Source organism: Sphingomonas sanguinis NBRC 13937, assembly GCF_001591005.1.
Lineage (GTDB): Bacteria > Pseudomonadota > Alphaproteobacteria > Sphingomonadales > Sphingomonadaceae > Sphingomonas > Sphingomonas sanguinis.
On the sequence record NZ_BCTY01000003.1, the window covers coordinates 75,384 to 94,970 of the forward strand.

Annotated in this window: 21 protein-coding genes; 14 read left to right on the forward strand and 7 right to left on the reverse strand. The window is 66.1% G+C overall.

The features are described from left to right. Window positions 1-6: 6 nt before the first annotated feature. From dnaA to mutM, 3 genes are all read right to left on the reverse strand, one after another. Window positions 7-1,572 carry a chromosomal replication initiator protein DnaA gene (gene dnaA / locus SSA01S_RS03010; protein WP_061779159.1) on the reverse strand — a complete coding sequence of 522 codons (1,566 nt, stop codon included), beginning with the start codon at window positions 1,570-1,572 and terminating at the stop codon, window positions 7-9. Window positions 1,573-2,052: 480 nt separating this feature from the next. Further along, complete coding sequence (rpsT, locus tag SSA01S_RS03015; RefSeq protein WP_007404699.1) at window positions 2,053-2,316, reverse strand: 30S ribosomal protein S20; 264 nt, start codon at window positions 2,314-2,316, stop codon at window positions 2,053-2,055. An 87-nt stretch (window positions 2,317-2,403) separates the two neighbouring features. After that, complete coding sequence (gene mutM, locus SSA01S_RS03020) at window positions 2,404-3,219, reverse strand: bifunctional DNA-formamidopyrimidine glycosylase/DNA-(apurinic or apyrimidinic site) lyase (protein ID WP_061779160.1); 816 nt, start codon at window positions 3,217-3,219, stop codon at window positions 2,404-2,406. 78 nt (window positions 3,220-3,297) lie between these two features. Here mutM and SSA01S_RS03025 point away from each other — a divergent pair, with 78 nt between their 5' ends. From SSA01S_RS03025 to SSA01S_RS03065, 9 genes are all read left to right on the forward strand, one after another. Beyond that, the gene (locus tag SSA01S_RS03025) at window positions 3,298-4,029 is read left to right on the forward strand and encodes a class I SAM-dependent methyltransferase (protein WP_061779161.1); all 732 of its coding nucleotides are present in this window, start codon (window positions 3,298-3,300) and stop codon (window positions 4,027-4,029) included. Window positions 4,030-4,057: 28 nt separating this feature from the next. Next, window positions 4,058-5,593: a 2-polyprenylphenol 6-hydroxylase gene (gene ubiB / locus SSA01S_RS03030; protein ID WP_061779162.1), complete on the forward strand. Its 1,536-nt coding sequence runs from the start codon at window positions 4,058-4,060 to the stop codon at window positions 5,591-5,593. Between the two features lies 1 nt (window position 5,594). After that, window positions 5,595-6,716, forward strand: a complete 1,122-nt coding sequence (locus SSA01S_RS03035; RefSeq protein ID WP_156477645.1) for a hypothetical protein — start codon at window positions 5,595-5,597, stop codon at window positions 6,714-6,716. After that, the gene (gene coaBC, locus SSA01S_RS03040; protein ID WP_061779164.1) at window positions 6,713-7,900 is read left to right on the forward strand and encodes a bifunctional phosphopantothenoylcysteine decarboxylase/phosphopantothenate--cysteine ligase CoaBC; all 1,188 of its coding nucleotides are present in this window, start codon (window positions 6,713-6,715) and stop codon (window positions 7,898-7,900) included. Before SSA01S_RS03035 ends, coaBC begins: the two co-directional genes overlap by 4 nt. Then, window positions 7,897-8,346, forward strand: coding sequence for a dUTP diphosphatase (dut, locus tag SSA01S_RS03045; RefSeq protein ID WP_061779165.1), 450 nt, complete (start codon window positions 7,897-7,899; stop codon window positions 8,344-8,346). Before coaBC ends, dut begins: the two co-directional genes overlap by 4 nt. Continuing rightward, on the forward strand, window positions 8,343-8,750 hold the full coding sequence (locus tag SSA01S_RS03050; RefSeq protein ID WP_061779166.1) for a hypothetical protein: 408 nt from the start codon (window positions 8,343-8,345) through the stop codon (window positions 8,748-8,750). The genes dut and SSA01S_RS03050 overlap by 4 nt, the downstream gene beginning before the upstream one ends. After that, window positions 8,747-9,508, forward strand: coding sequence for a HesA/MoeB/ThiF family protein (locus tag SSA01S_RS03055; protein ID WP_061779233.1), 762 nt, complete (start codon window positions 8,747-8,749; stop codon window positions 9,506-9,508). The genes SSA01S_RS03050 and SSA01S_RS03055 overlap by 4 nt, the downstream gene beginning before the upstream one ends. After that, the gene (locus SSA01S_RS03060) at window positions 9,505-9,861 is read left to right on the forward strand and encodes a hypothetical protein (RefSeq protein ID WP_156477646.1); all 357 of its coding nucleotides are present in this window, start codon (window positions 9,505-9,507) and stop codon (window positions 9,859-9,861) included. The genes SSA01S_RS03055 and SSA01S_RS03060 overlap by 4 nt, the downstream gene beginning before the upstream one ends. 289 nt (window positions 9,862-10,150) lie before the next feature. Next, complete coding sequence (locus tag SSA01S_RS03065; protein ID WP_082794899.1) at window positions 10,151-11,077, forward strand: IS110 family RNA-guided transposase; 927 nt, start codon at window positions 10,151-10,153, stop codon at window positions 11,075-11,077. An 87-nt stretch (window positions 11,078-11,164) separates the two neighbouring features. Here the strand turns inward: SSA01S_RS03065 and galU are convergent, their stop codons facing one another. Continuing rightward, window positions 11,165-12,025: a UTP--glucose-1-phosphate uridylyltransferase GalU gene (galU, locus tag SSA01S_RS03070; protein WP_058716743.1), complete on the reverse strand. Its 861-nt coding sequence runs from the start codon at window positions 12,023-12,025 to the stop codon at window positions 11,165-11,167. A 113-nt stretch (window positions 12,026-12,138) separates the two neighbouring features. On the opposite strand from galU, the gene wecB reads away from it, so the two are divergent. The 4 genes from wecB (at window position 12,139) to SSA01S_RS03090 (ending at window position 15,786) form a co-directional block, all read left to right on the forward strand. Beyond that, window positions 12,139-13,269, forward strand: coding sequence for a non-hydrolyzing UDP-N-acetylglucosamine 2-epimerase (gene wecB / locus SSA01S_RS03075; protein ID WP_061779168.1), 1,131 nt, complete (start codon window positions 12,139-12,141; stop codon window positions 13,267-13,269). Then, window positions 13,253-14,521, forward strand: coding sequence for a UDP-N-acetyl-D-mannosamine dehydrogenase (gene wecC / locus SSA01S_RS03080; RefSeq protein WP_061779169.1), 1,269 nt, complete (start codon window positions 13,253-13,255; stop codon window positions 14,519-14,521). The genes wecB and wecC overlap by 17 nt, the downstream gene beginning before the upstream one ends. Before the next feature lie 72 nt (window positions 14,522-14,593). Further along, the gene (locus tag SSA01S_RS03085; RefSeq protein WP_061779170.1) at window positions 14,594-15,352 is read left to right on the forward strand and encodes a metallophosphoesterase family protein; all 759 of its coding nucleotides are present in this window, start codon (window positions 14,594-14,596) and stop codon (window positions 15,350-15,352) included. Between the two features lie 194 nt (window positions 15,353-15,546). Next, window positions 15,547-15,786 (forward strand): hypothetical protein, encoded by a 240-nt coding sequence (locus SSA01S_RS03090; RefSeq protein ID WP_058732907.1) that lies wholly within the window; start codon window positions 15,547-15,549, stop codon window positions 15,784-15,786. 635 nt (window positions 15,787-16,421) lie between these two features. On the opposite strand, the gene SSA01S_RS03095 is transcribed toward SSA01S_RS03090, so the two are convergent. Beyond that, a complete protein-coding gene (locus SSA01S_RS03095) occupies window positions 16,422-16,991 on the reverse strand; it encodes an FKBP-type peptidyl-prolyl cis-trans isomerase (RefSeq protein ID WP_061779171.1) in 570 nt (189 codons plus the stop codon). A gap of 163 nt (window positions 16,992-17,154) precedes the next feature. Further along, window positions 17,155-17,361, reverse strand: coding sequence for a 30S ribosomal protein S21 (gene rpsU, locus SSA01S_RS03100; RefSeq protein WP_007404630.1), 207 nt, complete (start codon window positions 17,359-17,361; stop codon window positions 17,155-17,157). A gap of 381 nt (window positions 17,362-17,742) precedes the next feature. Here rpsU and cysS point away from each other — a divergent pair, with 381 nt between their 5' ends. Beyond that, window positions 17,743-19,200, forward strand: a complete 1,458-nt coding sequence (cysS, locus tag SSA01S_RS03105) for a cysteine--tRNA ligase (RefSeq protein ID WP_061779172.1) — start codon at window positions 17,743-17,745, stop codon at window positions 19,198-19,200. Window positions 19,201-19,215: 15 nt separating this feature from the next. On the opposite strand, the gene SSA01S_RS03110 is transcribed toward cysS, so the two are convergent. Beyond that, a complete protein-coding gene (locus tag SSA01S_RS03110; protein WP_061779173.1) occupies window positions 19,216-19,530 on the reverse strand; it encodes a hypothetical protein in 315 nt (104 codons plus the stop codon). Window positions 19,531-19,587 lie beyond the last annotated feature (57 nt).

A 19,587-nucleotide genomic window follows, 5' to 3' on the forward strand; every position in this document is an offset into this window, starting at 1 on the left:
AGAGCCTCAGCCCTCCAGTTCCTTCATCAGCACGCGCACCGCATTATCGATATCGCGGTCGGTATCGCGCAGTTCCTCGATCTTCCGCACCGCATAGATGACGGTCGAGTGATCGCGGCCACCGAATTTCCGTCCAATCTCGGGCAGCGACCGGGTGGTCAGGCGCTTGGCCAAATACATGGCGATCTGGCGTGGGCGGGCGATCGCCCGCGCGCGACGGGCGGAGACCAGGTCGAGCGGCTTCAGCTCAAAATGGCGGCTGACCAGCTTCTGGATTTCATCGATGGTGATGCGCCGCTGAGCGCCACGCAGCACCTCGCCCAGCGTGGCGACCGCGAATTCCATGTCGATCTTGTCGCCGGTCAGTTGCGCATAGGCGACGACGCGGTTCAGCGCGCCTTCCAGCTCGCGGATATTGCCGCGGATGCGCGAGGCCAGCAGGTCCAGCACATCGGTCGGCACATGGATCTCGGGAAGATCGGCGACCTTGCGGTTCAGGATCGTCCGGCGCAGCGTCAGGTCGGGCGCCTTGATGTCGGCCACCAGCCCAGCACCCAGACGACCGATGATGCGCGGCTCCACGCCATCGAGCGACTGGGGCGAACGATCGGCCGAGATGACCAGCCGCTTGCCCGCACCGACCAGCTCGTTGACCGTGTGGAAGAATTCTTCCTGGGTCGAATCCTTGCCCGCGATGAACTGAAGATCGTCGATCAGCAGCAGATCGGCGGAGCGCAGCCGCAACTTGAAGCTGTGCGTATCGCGCGCGCGCATCGCGGCGACGAAATCGAACATGAACCGCTCGGCCGACATGCACAGCACGACCGCTTCGGGATGCGACTCGAGAAAGGCATGGGCGATGGCATGCATCAGGTGGGTCTTGCCCTGCCCGGTGCCGCCATGAAGGAACAACGGGCTAAAGCGCGGCGGGCCCGGCTCGGCGAGCGACAGCGCGGCGTTGAACGCGACGCGGTTCGACGAGTCGACCACGAAGCGATCGAAGGTCAGGCGCGGATCGAGCGGCGGCCGGTCGCTGGCCACGCGCAGCGCGGGTGCAGCGACCGGAGCGGCCTTAGCTGCGGCACGGGGGGCCGGGCGGGCTGGCGCTGGCGTCGGCGCGGCAGCCGTGACCGCCGGTACGACGCGCAACGGCTTGGGCGAAGGATCGCCGAACAAAGAGGGCTGCTCCTCGTCCTCGACCGGCTGCGACTCGACCGGGGCCGCAGCCTGCGCCGCGCGGGGAGCGGGCGCCGCTTCCATCGTTTCGACGCTGGTCAGGCGGACGACCTTGCTGGGCGCGCGGGTCTCGATGACGACCGAGCGAATCTCGGGCAGCACCGCCTTGAATTCCAGGTGCAGGCGGTCCGCATAATGGCTGCGCACCCAATTGGTCGCAAAGGCCGAAGGGAGCGCCAGGCGGACCGTATCGGGCTCGTCACCCTCGATCAGCTCCATCGGCTTCAGCCACTGGTCGAACAGGCGCGCGCCAGCCGATTCGCGCAGGTTCGCGCGGACGCGCGCCCAGGCACGGGCCTGGTCGGTCGTCGGTCGCGTTGCCTGCCAATTCGTCACACACGCACTCCAGTTCCGCCGATCGCAAGAAACGCGATCGAACCCCCAATTCCACTCGGCGACACAATCCCCATGGGCGAATCAAATATGGATTCGGCCCGGTGATGCCACTTCGCTATGTCCATGACGCGGGCACGAAGCACCGCTGCTGGGATACCGATTATGAGCCATGGCGGGGTCCGATCAAGTCCGTCCGCGGCCATAAATCTGAAATAAACCGGATTGACAGGCCAAAGGCCGCAGAATCCCGTCCAATTATCTCACAAGTATCTGATATATAACGATATTAACCAAATGCATGAGCTCCAGCCACAATCCCGAATCACTCGAATCGCGGGAAATGCTGGGCTTACGCGAAACGCGGATTTGTTCCTTCGGATCGAGTCCGAAATAGCGTTAACGCAAACCGCAGGCGCACGAAAAAACCCGCCGGGGGACCGCCCCCGGCGGGTTGCTTTCGTCGCGGAAACCGAGAGGCTTTTAGGCCAGCGCGGCGATGCGCTTGGTCAGGCGCGAGAACTTGCGCGCGACCGTGTTCTTGTGCAGCACGCCCTTGGCGACACCGCGTGCCATTTCCGGCTGCGCCGCAGCCAGAGCGACCGTCGCGGTTTCCTTGTCACCGGCGGCCAGCGCGGCCTCGACCTTCTTCACGAAGGTACGGATGCGGCTGACGCGGTTGCCGTTGATGACGGCGCGACGCTCGTTGCGACGGATACGCTTTTTGGCCTGCGGCGTGTTCGCCATGAAAACCTCTAAATCTCGATCAAAAGGGATAGCGGCGCGACGCACCAGCTTTGAAGCCGCGCCCCTTACCGGTTGGTGCGCCCGCCGTCAACTGCGCTGGCAGTTCGCACACCAGAAAGTCGACCGCCCGGAGTCGGTCCGACGCCGTACGATCGTGCCGCATTCACACGGATCGCCCTCGCGACCATAGACCCGCCACTCCTTGGAAAAATAGCCCAGTTCGCCGTCGGGTCGCACATAATCGCGCAGCGACGATCCCCCCGCCAGGATCGCGGCCTCCAGCACGGCGCGGATCGACTCGACCAGCCTAGCGAGTCGCGCCTTCGATATCTGGCCGCCAGCGCGCCCCGGCGTGATCTTCGCCATGTGCAGCGCTTCGCAGACATAGATATTGCCCAATCCAGCCACGATCCGCTGGTCGAGCAGCATCGCCTTGATCGGTGCCGCCCGCCCTTCCAGCGCGTTGGCCAGATAATCGGCGGTGAAGTCGGGGCCCAGCGGCTCGGGCCCCATGGCCAGGAAGGGCGGATAGCTGGCCAGATCGGCGGTCGACCACAGATCGACGAAACCGAATCGTCGGGGATCGTTCAGCGCCAGCCGCCGTCCCGCTGCCGTCTCCAGCAGCAGGTGATCGTGCGTCTGCGGTTCGCCCGGATCGATCCGCCAGCGCCCCGACATGCCGAGGTGGAAGACTATGGTATCGCCGCGATCGGTGTCGATCAGGCCGTATTTCGCGCGGCGACCCAGCGACGTCACCGTCGCCCCCGTCATCCGCTGGCGCAGGTCGGCCGGAAAGGGATGGCGCAGGTCCGGGCGGCGCGGCTCGACCAATGTCAGCCGCGCGTCCGCCAGCACCGGGGTCAGGCCGCGGACCGTGGTTTCGACCTCGGGAAGTTCGGGCATTTTCTCTCTGAATGGCTTTCGTCGCCAAACAGCTAGGTAGCGTTTGCCCCGCCAGCAAGGCCGGGCTAGGGCATCCTCATGAGCGATACCGTCTCCTTCGGCTATGAAGATGTGCCCCGCGACGAAAAGGTCGCCCGTGTCGGCAGCGTGTTTACCAACGTCGCCGCCAAATATGACCTGATGAACGATGCCATGTCGGGTGGCATGCATCGCCTCTGGAAGGACCGCTTCGTGCGCCGCGTGAAGCCGCGCGCCAGCGACCAGATCCTCGACATGGCGGGCGGCACCGGCGACATCGCCTTCCGCCTGGCCGAGTCGGGTGCCAGCATCACGGTGGCCGACATCAATCCGGCGATGCTGGAGGTCGGCATGAAGCGCGCGGCCGAGCGCGGGTTCGACGAGCTGGTCTGGATCGAGGCGAATGCAGAGTCCCTTACCTTCCCCGACAAATTCTTCGACGCCTATACGATCGCGTTCGGCATCCGGAACGTCACCGACATCCCGGCGGCACTCCGCGAGGCGCACCGGGTCCTGCGGCGCGGCGGGCGGTTCTTCTGCCTGGAATTCTCGACCACCGTGTGGCCCGGCTTTTCGGACGTGTATGACGCCTATTCGCACAAGCTGGTGCCCAAGCTGGGCCAGATGCTGGCGGGCGATGCGGACAGCTATCGCTATCTGATCGAGTCGATCCGTCGCTTCCCCGACATGCCGACTTTCGAAAATATGATCCGCGAGGCCGGTTTCATCGAGACCAAGGTCGAGCCGATCATGGGTGGCCTGGTCGCGATCCATTCAGGCTGGAAGATTTGATGCGAGGACGCCTGGGCGGACTCGCCCTGTGACGCAGCCGGTGGTGCATCTCTGGCGTCTGCTCAAATGGGGGCGGACGCTGGCGCGGCATGGCGCGTTGCGGGGGATCGAGCGCGATCCCAATACGCCCGCGCCCGTGCGACGGCTGGCGCGTATCGCCCGCTTCGGCGCGCGCGTGCCCGCCAAGCCGGCCTATGCCGATGCGTTCCAGGCGATCGGCCCGGCGGCGATCAAGCTGGGCCAGACGCTGGCGACCCGACCCGACCTGGTCGGCGACGAAGCCGCACATGATCTGCTCCGTCTTCAGGACCAGTTGCCCCCCGTCCCCTTCGCGACGATCGCCGCCGCGATGGAGGCGAGCATGGGCCGCCCGCCCTCGCACTTCTTTTCGTCAATCGAGGAGGAGCCGGTCGGTGCCGCCTCGATCGCGCAGGTGCACCGTGCGGTGACGACCGATGGCCGCACGGTCGCGGTCAAGGTGCTGCGCCCCGGCGTCGAGGAGGATTTCGCCCGCGCCATCGACACCTATCAATGGGCCGCAGCCCAGGTCGAGGGGATGAGCGGCGAGGCTGCCCGCCTGCGCCCGCGCCTGACCGTCGAGAATTTTCGCCGCTGGACGCTGCGCGAACTGAACTTCCGGCGCGAGGCGGCGTCAGCCTCCGAACTGGCCGAGGCGATGACCGCCGAGCCGGACTTCATGGTGCCGCAGATCGACTGGGCGCGATCGACGGCCAAGGTGCTGACCGTCGAGTGGATCGACGGGATCAAGCTGTCCAACCGGCAGGCGCTGGTCGAGGCAGGCTATGACCTGCCGCATCTGGCGCAGACCCTGGTGCGGGCGTTCCTGCGGCAGGCGATCGCGGAGGGTTTCTTCCACGCCGACATGCACCAGGGCAATTTGTTCGCCCTGCCCGGCAACAAGATCGCCGCGATCGACTTCGGCATCATGGGCCGGATCGACCGGCGCGCGCGGGTGTGGCTGGCCGAAATCCTCTATGGCCTGATCACTGGCAATTATAAGCGCGTCGCCGAGATCCATTTCGAGGCGGGTTATGTCCCCGCCCACCACAATGTCGCCGAGTTCGCCACCGCGCTGCGTGCGGTCGGCGAGCCGATGCGGGGCCTTCCCGTCAAGGACATGTCGATCGGCATGATGCTGGACGGCCTGTTCTCGATCACCCGCGATTTCGACATGGTGACGCAGCCGCATCTGCTGCTGCTGCAAAAGACTATGGTGATGGTCGAGGGCGTGGCGACCAGTCTCGATCCCGATATCAACCTGTGGGATTCGGCCGCGCCGTTCGTGCGCGAATGGATTCGCACCGAATTGGGGCCGGAGGCGAAGATCGCCGACCGCTTGATCGAGGACGTGCAGACGCTCGCCCGCTTACCCGAACTGGTACGGAGGATCGAGGCACGCTACCCCGCGCCGGGTGGCGAGCCGCCCGCGCCGCCGCTCAAGCAGATCGAGGTGGTTCGGATCGGCGGCGGCTGGCGCTATGCCTTGCTGTCGATGGCCTCGGCGGCGGCGGGTGTGGCCGCGACGCTGGCCGTGCTTCGGTAGCGTGCCGGGGGTCGCCATGCCGGGCAGCACGCCCCCTGCCCCCCTTCGCCGCAGCCAGCGGCCGCTCTGGCTCGGCCAGCCGGGGCGGATGACGGGCCTGTCGCCGATGGTCGCGCGCGGGATTCTGGCGCTGCTGATCCTGCTGATCGCCATCGGCTATGCGACGCAAGGGGCGTTCGAGCCGGTCGGCGAACGCTTGCCGCCCGTCACGACGACGATCCTCGACCATGTGCGGCACGGCCAGTCCTTCTATCCTGCCGCGCTCGATGCGCTGCGCGAGAATGACCGGGCGCTGAGGCCTGCGCTGTTTGCGGTGCCGCTGCCCGCGCTGTTCGTGACGCTGGCCGCGCTGCCGACCCTGGTCTGGCATGGCGGGTTGCTGCTGCTGGGCATCGCGATGATCGCGGGATGGCTGCGGCGCGTCGTGCCGGTTCTGGAGACCCGGTCCGCGATCGGGCTGCTCGCGATCCTGCTGATCGCCGGTTTCTATCCGCTCCCCAGTCGCCCGATGGTGACCGCGCCCGAAAGCTGGGCGGCGATGCTGATCTCCCTGTCGCTGGTCCAGCGGCGCCCCGAAGCGGGGCTGAGCGCGGTGGCGCTGGGGCTGGTCGCGATGATCCTGACGCCGATGGCGCTGCCCTATGCGATCGTCATGCTCGTGCTGGCGGCGCAGGCAGGCGCGCGGCGGGAGGCGATCGGATGGATGACCGCGCTGGCGGTGGCGCTGCTGGTGCTGGCGGCGCATGCCCATGCGCTGAACACGCTGGTCAGTGCGGTCGACCCGGCGATGGGCAGCCCCGTCCATGTGATCGCGCCGGGCACGCTGATCGCCGCCGTGGCGGACGCACAGGCGATCGGCTTCCTGCCAACGAGCGTGGTGGTGCCGCTGGCCGTGCTGGCCGCGCTCGGCTGGGTGCATTGGCGCGCCCCCGCCGCGCGGCGGGCGGGCGTGACCATGGCGGTCTATGCGCTGCTGACGCTGGTGACGGGATCGCCGGTGCTGGTGCTGGGCCTGTCGCCGCTCTTCTTCCTCGGCGTCGTCTTCGCGCCCGATGCGGTGCGGGAGTTGATCCTGGCCGCGCGCGACCGGCGACGCATCACCGTGACGCGAGTCGTGCGATGAGCCATATCCTGTTGATCGTCGGCGGCGGTATCGCCGCGTACAAGAGCTGCGAGCTGATCCGCCTGCTCCGCAAGAATGGCCATAGCGTTCGTTGCGTCCTGACCGAAGGGGGCAGCCACTTCGTCACGCCGATGACGCTGGCCGCGCTGTCGGAGAATCAGGTCTTTACCACCCTGTGGGACCTGAAGGACGAAGCCGAGATGGGGCATATCCAGCTCAGCCGCGAGGCCGATCTGGTCGTCGTCGCGCCGGGCAGCGCCGACCTGATGGCGCGCATGGCGAACGGCCATGCCGATGATCTGGCGACCACCCTGCTGCTCGCCACCGACACGCCGGTGCTGGTGGCCCCCGCCATGAACGTGCGCATGTGGCTTCACCCCGCGACCCAGCGTAACGTGGCCCGGCTGCGTGCCGATGGGGTCGAGGTGATGGCTCCAGACGAAGGCGCGATGGCATGCGGCGAATTCGGCCCCGGCCGCCTGCCCGAGCCGCCCGCGATCCTGGCCGCGATCGAGGCGAAGCTGACGCCCTCCCATCGCCCACTGGCAGGGCGGCATGTGCTGGTGACCGCGGGTCCGACTCACGAGCCGATCGATCCGGTCCGCTACATCGCCAACCGCTCCTCGGGGCGACAGGGTTTTGCGGTGGCAGGCGCACTGGCGGCGCTGGGCGCGCGGGTGACGCTGGTCGCCGGACCGGTGACGCTGCCCACTCCGCCGGGCGTCGACCGGGTGAATGTCGAGTCCGCCCGCGACATGGCCTGGGCAGTTGCCGACGCGCTACCCGCCGATGCCGCCGTCATGGTCGCCGCGGTCGCCGACTGGCGAGTCGAAGCCGCCGGACAGAAGCTGAAGAAGGATGGCGGCGCGGCCCCGGCACTGACCCTGGTCGAGAATCCCGACATCCTCGCCACCGTCGCCGCTTCACCCGATCGCCCCCGGCTGGTCGTCGGCTTCGCGGCCGAGACCGAGAACGTCATCGACCACGCCATCGCCAAGCGCGCCCGCAAGCGAGCCGACTGGATCGTCGCCAATGACGTGTCGGGCGACGTGTTCGGCGGCGAGGCCAATCGCGTCCACCTGATCACCGCCGATGGGGTCAAGAGCTGGGAGCGGATGGGCAAGGACGATGTTGCCAGGGGGCTCGCGCAACGCATCGCGGATGCGCTACAAGCGACGTCATGACGCTTGCACCGATTTCCATTGCTCTCAAACGCTTGCCCCATTCCGAGGGGCTGCCTCTGCCCGCTTATGCGACCCCCGGCGCGGCGGGTATGGACGTGGTCGCGGCCGAGACGCTGACGCTGGAGCCCGGCAAACGCGCCGCGATCGCCACGGGCTTCGCCATCGCGATCCCGCCGGGGTATGAGATGCAGGTGCGCCCGCGCTCGGGCCTGGCGCTGAAGAACGGCATCACCTGCCTCAACACGCCCGGCACGATCGACGAGGATTATCGCGGCGAGGTGAAGGTGATCCTCGCCAATCTGGGCGACCAGCCGTTCGAGGTGGTGCGGGGTGAGCGCATCGCCCAACTCGTCCCCGCCCCCGTCCAGCGCGCGACCTTTACGCAGGTCGAGGACCTCGACGCGACGCAGCGGGGGGACGGCGGCTTCGGATCGACCGGGCGATGATCGCCCCGCTGCTGATCGCCGCCGCACTCCAGGCCGCGACCCCGCCGGTGAGCCCGAACGAACCGCCGCACGACTGGTCGACCCTGGCGTCGATCACCCTGCCGCCCGCCGGACCCGACATGGTGCGCTTCGTTCGCGACGAGGTGGCGGCGGGCCGCTGCACCCGCGCGCGCGCGACGGACGAACAGATGGTGTTGGTCGTGCCGATGGCGGTGCGAATCAGCGCCGACGCTGGTGCCGAAACCATCGTCCCGCTGGCGATAGGCTGCCCCACGGTCGAACAATATAGCGCGGGCGTGGCACAGCGGATGCTCCGTCACCTGGCGCACCGCACCATGATGGAGGGCGATCGCTGGTATCGCACCGTCATCACCTACACATGGCCAGGCACGGCGCCGGGATGATCCTGACCGACGAAGAACTCGCCCGTTATGCCCGCCATATCGTACTCCGCGAATTCGGCGGCGGCGGCCAGATTCGGCTGAAACAGGCACGGGTCGCGGTGATCGGTGCAGGCGGCATCGGCTCGCCTGCCATCCAGTATCTCGCCGCCGCCGGGATCGGCACCCTGACCCTGATCGACGACGATGTGGTCGAGCCATCCAACCTGCAACGCCAGACCATCTTCACCACCGAGGATCGGGGCATCCCAAAGGTCGAGGCCGCCGCCGCCCATGTCGCGCGGCTCAACCCGCATGTCGCGCTGACCGTGCACCGGACGCGCGTGGACGCGGGCAATATCGCCGCGCTGATCGAAGGCGCGGACGTGGTGCTCGACGGTTGCGACAATTTCGCCACCCGGCTGGCGGTCGCCGATGCCGCGCTGGGCTTGCGCATCCCGCTCGTCTCGGCAGCGGTGGGACAGTTCGAGGGGCAGTTGGCAGTCTATCGCGGATGGGAGGCGGACAAGCCCTGTTATCGCTGCTTCGTGGGCGATGCGGCGGACCAGGCCGGGCTTACCTGCGCCGATGACGGCGTGCTGGGGCCGGTCACGGGCGTGATGGGCAGTCTGGCCGCGCTAGAGACGTTACGCGCCGTGGCGCCGTTCGGACGCGACAGTGCCGGGAGCATCCTGATCGCCGACATGCTGTCCATGCGGTTTCGGACGCTGGTGCTGCCCAAGGACCCCGGTTGCCGCTGTGCGACGGCGGTGGCGGCATGAGCACGCCCCCCGCCCCGCCGTCCGGCTGGTGGAACTGGACCGGCGACAAGAGCTGGATCGGCCAGGTCACCGGCCTGCCCGACAGCACGCTGCACGCCCATGCAGGTATGGCGATCTTGGTCCTCTCCGCGCTGGTGTTGCGGCGCAAGCCCTGGGACTGGCGCTGCTGGCTGACTGTGCTGGTGATCGAGACGATCAACGAGACCTATGACCTGCTCCAGCCCTTCTATCCCACCGATGAAGGCAATCTGCCCGCCAGCTGGTTCGATATGTGGAATACGATGCTGTGGCCAACGGTCATCATGCTGACCTTCGCCTGGCTGGGGCGGCGGGGTGAACGGCGCGAGCGTTGATGCTCATTCCTCCCCTTACAGGGGAGGTGGCGGGCCGAAGGCCTGACGGAGGGGTGTCCCGCTCGGCAAGAGTGGGTCTCCTCACAACCGGCGACACCCCTCCACCAGCTTCGCTGGTCCCCCCCCCCTGTCTGATGTGATGCTGGTATGAAGGTGTTGCGGAAGGGAGCCCGTCCCCCCCGAGGGTCTGGAGCCCGATAGGGAGCAAGGGTCCCTTCCGCGTTGGTCACAACCCTGAACAGTTGCTTGGGACTGCTGATCCCGCACGACATGGACAGGAGCCTTACCCATGCCACAGGCCGTCATCGGCTGCGACCTTTCGCGTGCCCTTATCGACATCTGCGAACTGCCATCAGGTCGGATCGGGCAGATCGCCAATACACCGGATGCCATCACCACCTGGCTCGACACGCTCGACCACGACATCCGCCTCGTCTTCGAGGCTACCAGCGGCTGCGACGGCGACCTGATTGCTGCGCTGGCGACACGTGGCCATCCCTTCTCACGCGTCAATCCGCGCCAAGCCCGCGAGTTTGCCAGAGCCACCGGCACGCTGGCCAAGACCGACCGCGTCGACGCCCGTGTGCTCGCGCAGATGGGCGCGGCACTCGATCTGCCCGCCACCATCCCGCTCAGCCCCGCCCGGTCGCGTCTGGCCGATTTCCTGCGTCGCCGCAGGCAGTTGGTCGACATGCGCAAAGCCGAAAAGCTGCATCGCCACAGCGCAGGTCAGCCCGAAATCGCACAAGCCATCGAAGCTATGATCACTCTGCTCGGCCAGCAGATTGCCGATCTCGACCGACAGATCGCAGGCTTCATCGCCGAGGATCAGGCATTGGCCGAAGAGGCCCGGCTGCTGACAGCCGTCCCCGGCATCGGACCCACCGTCCTGGCAACCCTGCTCGACGAACTCCCCGAACTCGGCACCCTGTGCCGCCGCAAGATCGCCTCGCTCGCAGGCCTCGCCCCGCACGCCCGCGAAAGTGGGACATGGCGCGGCGCCAGACGCATATGGGGTGGGCGGCGAAAGGTTCGCGAAGCCCTCTACATCGCCGCCCTCAACGCTTCACGGCGCATCCCCGTCCTCACCGCCATGCGCGACAGGATGCGCGCCAAGGGCAACGCGCCCAAGACGATCCTCATCGCCGTCGCACGGCAACTCCTCGTCATCCTCAACGCCATGATCCGAAAGCGACAGCCTATCGCTTTCGCATGAACATCACAGTTGCCCCTTGCAGGGGAAGAATAAAAAAGGGGCGGTGGCCTTTCGGCCCCGCCCCTTCATCCATTCAGAAGAATCCAATCAGCCGAGCAGGTTCTTGGCGAACGCGCGCACCGCCGGACCGATGTCCTCACGCGCCAGACCCAGCGCCAGGTTTGCGGTCAGCCAGCCCGCCTTGTCGCCGCAATCGTAACGCTGGCCATCGAAGGTGAAGCCGTGGAAGGGCTGGCGCCCGATCAGCTTGGCCATCGCATCGGTCAGCTGGATTTCGCCACCCGCGCCCGGCTCCTGCGCGTCGAGGATCTGCATCACCTCGGGCTGGAGGATGTAGCGGCCAGGGATCATCAGGTTCGACGGCGCCTTGCCCTTGGGCTTCTCGACCAGGGCGGTGACCTCGGTCAGGCGGCCATCCTGCTTGCCGGGCGAGATGATGCCATATTTGTCGGTCTCGCTGTCGGGCACTTCCAGCGCGCCGATGACGTTGCCGCCGACCTGGTCATAGGCCTCGACCATCTGCTTCATGAAACCGCCGACCATCAGCTCGTCGGGCAGCAGCACCGCAAAGGGCTCGTCGCCGACGATCTCGCGGGCGCACCACACCGCATGGCCCAGGCCCAGCGGTTCCTGCTGGCGGACATAGACGGGCGAGCCGGGCTTCTGGCGAATACCCTCGACCACGGCGAGCGACTTGCCGCGCGCCTTCATCGTGGCTTCCAGCTCGTAGGAGATGTCGAAATGATCCTCCAGCGCGCCCTTGCCGCGGCCGGTCACGAAAATGATCTGCTCGATCCCCGCTTCCAGCGCCTCTTCGACAGCGTACTGGATCAGTGGCTTGTCGACGACGGTCAGCATCTCCTTCGGCATCGACTTGGTCGCCGGAAGAAAGCGCGTTCCCAGCCCCGCCACCGGGAAAACAGCCTTGCGAACCTTCTTGATCGTCATGAAACCTCCCTGGGATGAACCGGGCTTTAACCGCATCATGCACCGCAACATAGCCTTACCCGACGAATATGCGATTAGGGTGTCCTTAAATGCGACAGGCTACGAATCACCCGATGACGCACGCCCCGATACTCATCGTCTTCGGCACCCGGCCCGAGGCGATTAAACTGTTCCCGGTCGTCAACGCCTTAACCCAGATTGGGGCGGCGCCGGTGCGGGTATGCGTGACCGCGCAGCATCGCGGCATGCTGGACCAGGTGCTGGATATCGCTGGGCTGACGCCCGACTATGACCTCGACCTGATGGAGCCCGGCCAGTCGCTCGACCGGCTGACCGCCCGTCTGCTGACCGGGCTGGGCGAGGTGATGGATGCCGAGGCGCCGGCGATGGTCGTCGTGCAGGGCGACACCGCCACCGCGATGGCGGGCGCGCTGGCTGCCTATTACCGCAAGATCCCGGTCGCGCATGTCGAGGCGGGGCTACGCTCGGGCGATATCTACCAGCCCTGGCCCGAAGAGGTGAACCGGCGCATGATCGCGCCGATCGCCGCACTGCATTTCGCCCCGACCGAGACCGCCGCCGCCGCCCTGCGGGCCGAGGGGATCGACCCAGCGAAGGTGCATGTCACCGGGAATAGCGTGATCGACGCGCTCCACTGGACCAGGGCGCGGATCGCCGCCCAACCCGCGCTGGCCGGTGATCTCGATCCCATATTGGCGCGGATGGCGGGCAAGCGGATCGTGCTGGTGACCACCCATCGCCGCGAGAATTTCGGCGACGGCATGGCCGCCATCGCCCGCGCGCTGCGCCGGATCGCCGAGCGACCGGATGTCGGCATCGTCTTCCCCGTCCACCCCAATCCCAATGTGGTGGCGGTGATGGACGAGTTGCTGGGCGATCATCCCGCCATCGCCCGTATCGCGGCGCTCGATTACCCCCATTTCGTGCGCGCGCTCGACGCCGCGCATATCGTCCTGACCGACTCCGGGGGCGTACAGGAGGAAGCACCCGCGCTGGGCAAGCCGGTGCTGGTGATGCGAGAGACCACCGAACGGCCCGAAGGCGTCACGGCGGGCACCGCACGGCTGGTCGGCACCGATGAGGATCGCATCGTCGACGAGGTAGTGGCGCTGCTCGACGACCCGGCTCGCCATGCCGCCATGGCGCAGGCGCACAACCCTTATGGCCGTGGCGACACCGCGCGGCAGATCAGCAGGATCATGACCCATGCCCTTGGACACTGAGCTTTCCGTCACGGTGATGGGGCTGGGCTATATCGGCCTGCCCACCGCCGCCGTGATCGCGCGAACCGGGGCGATGGTGACCGGTGTCGATGTAACGCCATCGGTCGTGGAAACGATCAACTCGGGCCGCGTCCATATCGAGGAGGTCGATCTCGACGGCCTGGTCTCGGGTGTGGTCGCGCGCGGCAGCCTGAAGGCCTCGCTGACCGTCGCTCCCGCCGAGATCTTCGTCATCGCGGTGCCCACCCCGTTCACCCAGGATCGTCAGCCTGACATTACCTATGTCCTCGACGCCGCGCGCAGCATCGCGCCGGTGCTGAAGCCGGGCGACACGGTGATCCTCGAGTCCACCTCCCCGGTCGGGACGACCGAGCGGGTACGCGACCTGATCAGCGGCGAACGGCCCGACCTGAAGACGCCTGGCACCACCCGGCAAGGTGAGCAGGCCGACATTGCCATCGCCTATTGCCCCGAACGCGTGCTGCCCGGCCGCATTTTGGTCGAACTCATCGACAATGACCGCGTCATCGGCGGCATCACCCCGCGCTGTGCCCGCAAGGCGCTGGCCTTTTACCGGCGCTTCGTGCGCGGGGCCTGCGTCACCACGACCGCGCGTGCGGCGGAGATGACGAAGCTGACCGAAAACGCCTTTCGTGATGTCAACATCGCCTTTGCCAACGAGCTAAGCTTGGTAGCCGACACGCTGGGCGTCGATGTGTGGGAGGTGATCCGACTGGCCAACCGCCATCCGCGCGTCAACATCCTGTCGCCGGGCCCAGGGGTCGGTGGCCATTGCATCGCGGTCGACCCCTGGTTCCTGGTCGCCGCCGATCCTGCCAACACACCGCTGATCCGTACCGCGCGCGAGGTGAATGACGGCAAGACCGATCATGTCATCGCCAGCGCCGCCGCTCTGATCGAGGCGCAGCCCGACGGCGCGCCCGTCGCCTGCCTCGGCCTCGCCTTCAAGGCCAATATCGACGATTTCCGCGAAAGCCCCGCACTGAAGGTCGCCGCCGCGCTGGCCGCCCGCTTCGGCGAGCGAATCTATATCGTCGAGCCTTATGCCACAAGCCTGCCCCGCGCCTTCGACGGCACCGGCGCGCGGTTGATCGACATCGACACCGCGCTGGAAACTTGTGACGCGATGGTCGTTCTGGTCGATCACGATATCTTCCGATCCGTCCCCCTCGACGAACGGCGCGGCAAGGCGGTGCTCGACACGCGCGGGCTGTGGCCCGACCAAGGCTGAGCACGCCCTTTCATTGCATGGGGGACCGGGGAGGACTAAGGACAACCGCCTGTACCGGAAGCCATATTCTTCATGCTCGCCAAGTTACTGAATTTACGAAAGCGCGTTCCCGAGTTCGTACCGGCCATGACACCCGGCCTACGGGTCTACGCGGTTGGTGATATTCATGGTCGGCTGGACCTGCTCGACCGGATTCTGATGCAGATCGACGCCGATCACGCCGCCCGGCCGCCTGCGGAGCGTCATCTGGTGTTCCTGGGCGATCTGGTCGATCGCGGCCCCGATTCCGCAGGTGTGGTCGAACGGATTCGCACGCTGGCCGAAGGCGATCCGAATGTTCACTGCCTGATGGGCAACCATGAGGAGATATTCCTCCGGTCCATCGAGGGCGATGACAAGGCACTGCGCCTCTTCTGTCGAATCGGCGGGCGCGAGACGCTGATCAGTTACGGCGTCACGCCCGAGGACTATGAGCGACTGGACTATGTCGAGGTCGTCGAGCAACTGCTCGATCGGGTGCCAGCGGTACATCGCGACTTCCTGACCAGCCTCCAGGAAATCCTGATCATGGGCGATTATGTCTTCGTCCATGCAGGCATTCGCCCCGGCATTCCGATTGCCGAGCAGAAGCTGGCCGAAACACGCTGGATTCGCGATCCTTTTCTCGACCACCGGGCGCCGCTCGAAAAGATGGTCGTCCATGGTCATACGGTCGCCGAAGAGGCAGAAATGCTGCCCCATCGCATCGGCATCGACACCGGCGCCTATCACAGCGACCGACTGACTGCGCTGATGCTGGAGAATACCGACCGTCACGTTTTTTCCACCTGACGGGTCTTTACCAAGGCGAAACGTGTCGCGAGGCATTCCGTTTTGCGGCAAAGCTCAGTATAGCCGCAAAGCGGTAAAGTAATGTTGCATTGCCGCATCAGCGTGGGAGCATAACTGCCCCATGCTCGTTGGTGGGGTTGCCATGTCGCGGCTGACGTGCCATGGGCCCACTGACATTTTTAAGGGAGTTCGACATGCGTCTTGGGAAGTTTCTCGTCGCCGCTGCCGCCGTTTCGATGACCGTCGCTCCGGCGATGGCTGCGAATCCGGCTGCCAGCCTTTCGGTTTCGAAGTCGGTTCGCGCTTCGGCTCCGGCTGCCAAGAAGAACGGCCTGGCCGGCGGTGGCATCCTCGTTGCGGTTCTGGCGGCTGCTGCCGTTGTGGCCGGCATCGTTGTCGTTGCCGACTCGAACGATTCGGCCGACAGCAACTAAGTTGCTTCAGCCTCACGGCTGAAAGGAATAGCGGCCTTCGGGCCGCTATTTTTTTGCCTGGCGAAGATCAGCCAAGGCGGACCAGTAGCGGTTACCATGGGTCACGGTCCCACAACCGTAGCCCCATGGCTGTGACAGCGCCTAAACAGACCGACTTTGCTTCTTTCCTACCCTGCTAAAGAGGTGGCAGGGGGCAAAGGGAGGCCAAAGGCGCTATCTTCTACCAAGCCGGACACACCTCTCCAGTAGGAGAGCAATAATCTTTGGCCGGATTGGCGGTCGGCGCCGTCATAGCGGCCGCCCTGCCACCTGTGCTTGATTAAAGCTGGAACGCGAAAGCGCGTTCCAGGGGCCTACCCGCAACTTGACGCGCGACACCCTGCATCACCGATCTCATGATTGAGACGGCCGCAGCGACAAGCATCTCGGGGGATCGGACGATCTCGGAAGCCACGCAAAACACCATGCAGTGCAGCATGAAGGCCCATAGCATCACCCCGGACCACCATCTCACGAATGAGACAGCAGCGTCGGGTACGCCTCCTGCCCAGGCTACGCCCATAGCAAAATCGCCGGAACCGTGTGGGGCTCCGGCGATCCTGTTCGATCGGGAAAGTCTTGACGGCTGGCCGCGATCAGCGGGGTGACGGCGCGCCGGGTGCGCCGCCGGGAGCCCCACCGGGCATGCCGCCCATCATCGACTGCTGCGCCTGCATCTGCCGCAGAACCGATTCTGGGATGAAGTCGAGCAACTCGACATCAAATACCAGCGTCGAATTGGCCGGGATCGGGCCATTTGCACGATCACCATAACCGATTTTGGCGGGCAGCCAGAAGCGGTACTTCGCACCCTTCGGCATCAGCTTCAGCGCTTCGGCAAAGCCGGGCAGCACACTCGACAGCGGCATCGGGGCAGGTTGCTTGGAGGCATCGAAGACGGTGCCGTCGATCAGGCGGCCGGTATAATTGACCAGCGCCACATCGGTCGCCGTCGGGTGCGCACCACCCTGACCAGGCTCGATCACCTTATACTGAAGGCCCGACGCGGTCGTCACGATTCCGCTGCCACGCGCTTCGCGTAGCAGGGCGGGATCACCCTGGCGCGCCAGAAGTGCCGCCAGAACGAGCGCGGCGGCCACCGCCACCCATATCCAGACCAGATAGGAACGCCGGACGGGACGAAGGGGAACAGCGGTTACGGACATGCCTGCTTCTCGCTCTGTGCGTGGGCGTTCGTCGGATTACCCCGAACGGCAATCCTGAAGGCGCAGGACCGATTCGCGATAGTGCGAACCGGCCACCGATCTCATCGAGGCCCCACCCCGGCCGGTACGGCCGTCGGGCAGGATGCCTCGATCGTTCGGCTTATTACCGGGCGCCGTCGCGCTCGGCGCGCTTGCGCTCCAGCTTGCGAGCGCGACGCACAGCCGCCGCACGCTCACGAGCGCGCTTTTCCGACGGCTTTTCGTAGTGGCGACGGAGCTTCATTTCGCGATACACGCCTTCCCGCTGCAGCTTCTTCTTGAGCGCGCGAAGGGCCTGATCCACATTGTTGTCGCGAACGATGATCTGCATAAAAACGAATTGCTCCGGCAAAACAGGATAAAGCGGCCGCAGAACAACTGTGGCCGCATCGTCGGGCGCTCCTAGCAGCGTGACCGGCCGATGACAACCCGCTGCATCGCAATTCCCTCCGCCCCGCCCATACCCGCCGAACGCCCCGAACCGAATGGCGTTGTCATCCGCTGGTCATGCTGTGGTGAGGCAGACCACCGTAGAAGCATCGGCGTCCGGCTAACTCCCGTATGCCGGACACCCTGACATGTTCCGGCCCCTTTCAGGAGGCAGGAACGAAAGGGCGCGGTGCCTCCCCTGTCATCGTGCCAGCCCCGGTCCGCCTTCAACCGGACCGGGGCCCTCTTTCGGGTCGCATCCGACATGGCTAAGGCATGCGGCATGACCGCGACCGCTCCCTCGTCCAGCATCCCGCTGATCCTGTATAACAGCCTGACCCGCGCCGCAGAGCCGTTCCGGCCGATCGACCCGGCCAATGTCCGCGTCTATTCCTGCGGCCCGACCGTCTACAATTACGCGCATATCGGGAACCTGCGCGCCTATGTCTTCACCGATACGCTGTCGCGCGTGCTGCGGTGGAAGGGCTGGCCGCTGACCCACATCATCAACATCACCGATGTCGGCCATCTGACCTCCGACGCCGATGCCGGTGACGACAAGATGGAGGCCGCCGCCAAGAAGAGCGGCCAGGATATCTGGGCAATCGCCAAGCATTATACCGACGCCTTCAAGCGCAATTTGAAGGACCTCGGCATTGCCGAGCCGACTCGCTTCCCCCTGGCGACCGAACACGTCCCGCAGATGATCGACTTCGCCAAGGCGATCGAGGCGAAGCACTGCTATCGCCTGCCCGACGGCCTGTATTTCGATGTCACCACCGTGCCCGATTATGGCCGCCTGGCGCGACATCAGGATGATGAGGGCGAGAGCCGGATCGATCCGGTCGCGGGCAAGCGGCATCCGGCCGACTTCGCCATCTGGCGCAGCTCGGCGCCGGGTGAGAATCGCCAAATGGAATGGGACAGCCCCTGGGGTCCCGGCGCGCCCGGCTGGCATCTGGAATGCTCGGTGATGAGCAAGCAGTATCTGGGCGCGCAGTTCGACATCCATACCGGCGGCATCGACCATCGCGAGATTCACCACCCGAATGAGATCGCGCAGAATCAGGCGCATAGCTGCACGACGCACAGCGGCGCCAATATCTGGATGCACAACAACTTCCTGGTCGACCGCACCGGCAAGATGTCCAAGTCGTCGGGCGAATTCCTGACGCTGCAGGCGCTGATGGATCGCGGCTTCCACCCGCTCGCCTACCGCCTGATGTGCCTTCAGGCGCATTATCGCTCGGAAATGGAGTTTGGCTGGGATGGCCTGGCGGCGGCGCAGGTGCGGCTCAAGCGGCTGGTCCAGACGGTAGAAGGGCTGCGCACCCGCGCCGATTCGCCCGAAAAGGGCGACGCCGCCGCCTATCGTGAGCGGCTGGACGCCGCGCTGTCCGACGATCTGGCGACGCCCCGCGCGCTGCCGGTGCTGGACGAGATGCTGGGCGACAAGAAGCTGTCGCCGGGCGTCCGGCTGGCGGCGCTGGCCGATTTCGATGCGACGCTGGGGCTGCAACTGACAACGCTGACCCGCGCCGATCTGCGCACCCGGCCCAAAACGGCAACGCTGGACGATTTGGAGATCGAGGCGCAACTGGTCGAGCGTCGCGCGGCCCGGGCGGACAAGGATTTTGCAAAGAGCGACGCGATCCGCGACACGCTGCTCGCCGCCGGGGTCGAGGTGATGGACGGCGATCAGCTTGGCTGGGACTGGAAACCGGTATTGCCGGAGGGCTGAACGCCCTCCGGCCGATCAGCGCCGCCCGCGTGGGCCGCGCATCCGCAGGCCGATGAACAGCACGGTCGGCCAGAACATGGTGTTGGCGATGTCGCCCAGCGTATCGGCCCAGCGCCACGAGCCATAATGCATCCGGTCGAGGATCTCATTCGCCGCCTCGGCCAGCGCCACAAAGGCGAGCGGGATCGGCGTCGCCAGCGACCGGCGGGTCACGATGCGCGCCAGGAACAGCACTGCCATGCCCGCATGAACGTGAAGCAGGCTGTCGGCCATGCCGGTTCCGTCGCCGATCCACTGGATGAAATCGGCATAGCGTGCGGGGATATCCATGCCGCGCCGCTTGCCCCGGCCAAGGGCGGGTTACAAGTGCGCGGGCGGCCAGTCCGT

Coding starts and splice junctions, on each gene's coding strand:
- coaBC (WP_061779164.1), top strand. CDS start 6,713: ATGAGCCATATCCTGTTGATCGTCGGCGGCGGTATCGCCGCGTACAAG.
- SSA01S_RS03095 (WP_061779171.1), bottom strand. CDS start 16,991: ATGTCCGTAACCGCTGTTCCCCTTCGTCCCGTCCGGCGTTCCTATCTG.
- dut (WP_061779165.1), top strand. CDS start 7,897: ATGACGCTTGCACCGATTTCCATTGCTCTCAAACGCTTGCCCCATTCC.
- SSA01S_RS03055 (WP_061779233.1), top strand. CDS start 8,747: ATGATCCTGACCGACGAAGAACTCGCCCGTTATGCCCGCCATATCGTA.
- SSA01S_RS03050 (WP_061779166.1), top strand. CDS start 8,343: ATGATCGCCCCGCTGCTGATCGCCGCCGCACTCCAGGCCGCGACCCCG.
- rpsU (WP_007404630.1), bottom strand. CDS start 17,361: ATGCAGATCATCGTTCGCGACAACAATGTGGATCAGGCCCTTCGCGCG.
- SSA01S_RS03110 (WP_061779173.1), bottom strand. CDS start 19,530: ATGGATATCCCCGCACGCTATGCCGATTTCATCCAGTGGATCGGCGAC.
- mutM (WP_061779160.1), bottom strand. CDS start 3,219: ATGCCCGAACTTCCCGAGGTCGAAACCACGGTCCGCGGCCTGACCCCG.
- galU (WP_058716743.1), bottom strand. CDS start 12,025: ATGACGATCAAGAAGGTTCGCAAGGCTGTTTTCCCGGTGGCGGGGCTG.
- SSA01S_RS03085 (WP_061779170.1), top strand. CDS start 14,594: ATGCTCGCCAAGTTACTGAATTTACGAAAGCGCGTTCCCGAGTTCGTA.
- SSA01S_RS03025 (WP_061779161.1), top strand. CDS start 3,298: ATGAGCGATACCGTCTCCTTCGGCTATGAAGATGTGCCCCGCGACGAA.
- wecC (WP_061779169.1), top strand. CDS start 13,253: ATGCCCTTGGACACTGAGCTTTCCGTCACGGTGATGGGGCTGGGCTAT.
- SSA01S_RS03090 (WP_058732907.1), top strand. CDS start 15,547: ATGCGTCTTGGGAAGTTTCTCGTCGCCGCTGCCGCCGTTTCGATGACC.
- rpsT (WP_007404699.1), bottom strand. CDS start 2,316: ATGGCGAACACGCCGCAGGCCAAAAAGCGTATCCGTCGCAACGAGCGT.
- cysS (WP_061779172.1), top strand. CDS start 17,743: ATGACCGCGACCGCTCCCTCGTCCAGCATCCCGCTGATCCTGTATAAC.
- SSA01S_RS03060 (WP_156477646.1), top strand. CDS start 9,505: ATGAGCACGCCCCCCGCCCCGCCGTCCGGCTGGTGGAACTGGACCGGC.
- SSA01S_RS03065 (WP_082794899.1), top strand. CDS start 10,151: ATGCCACAGGCCGTCATCGGCTGCGACCTTTCGCGTGCCCTTATCGAC.
- wecB (WP_061779168.1), top strand. CDS start 12,139: ATGACGCACGCCCCGATACTCATCGTCTTCGGCACCCGGCCCGAGGCG.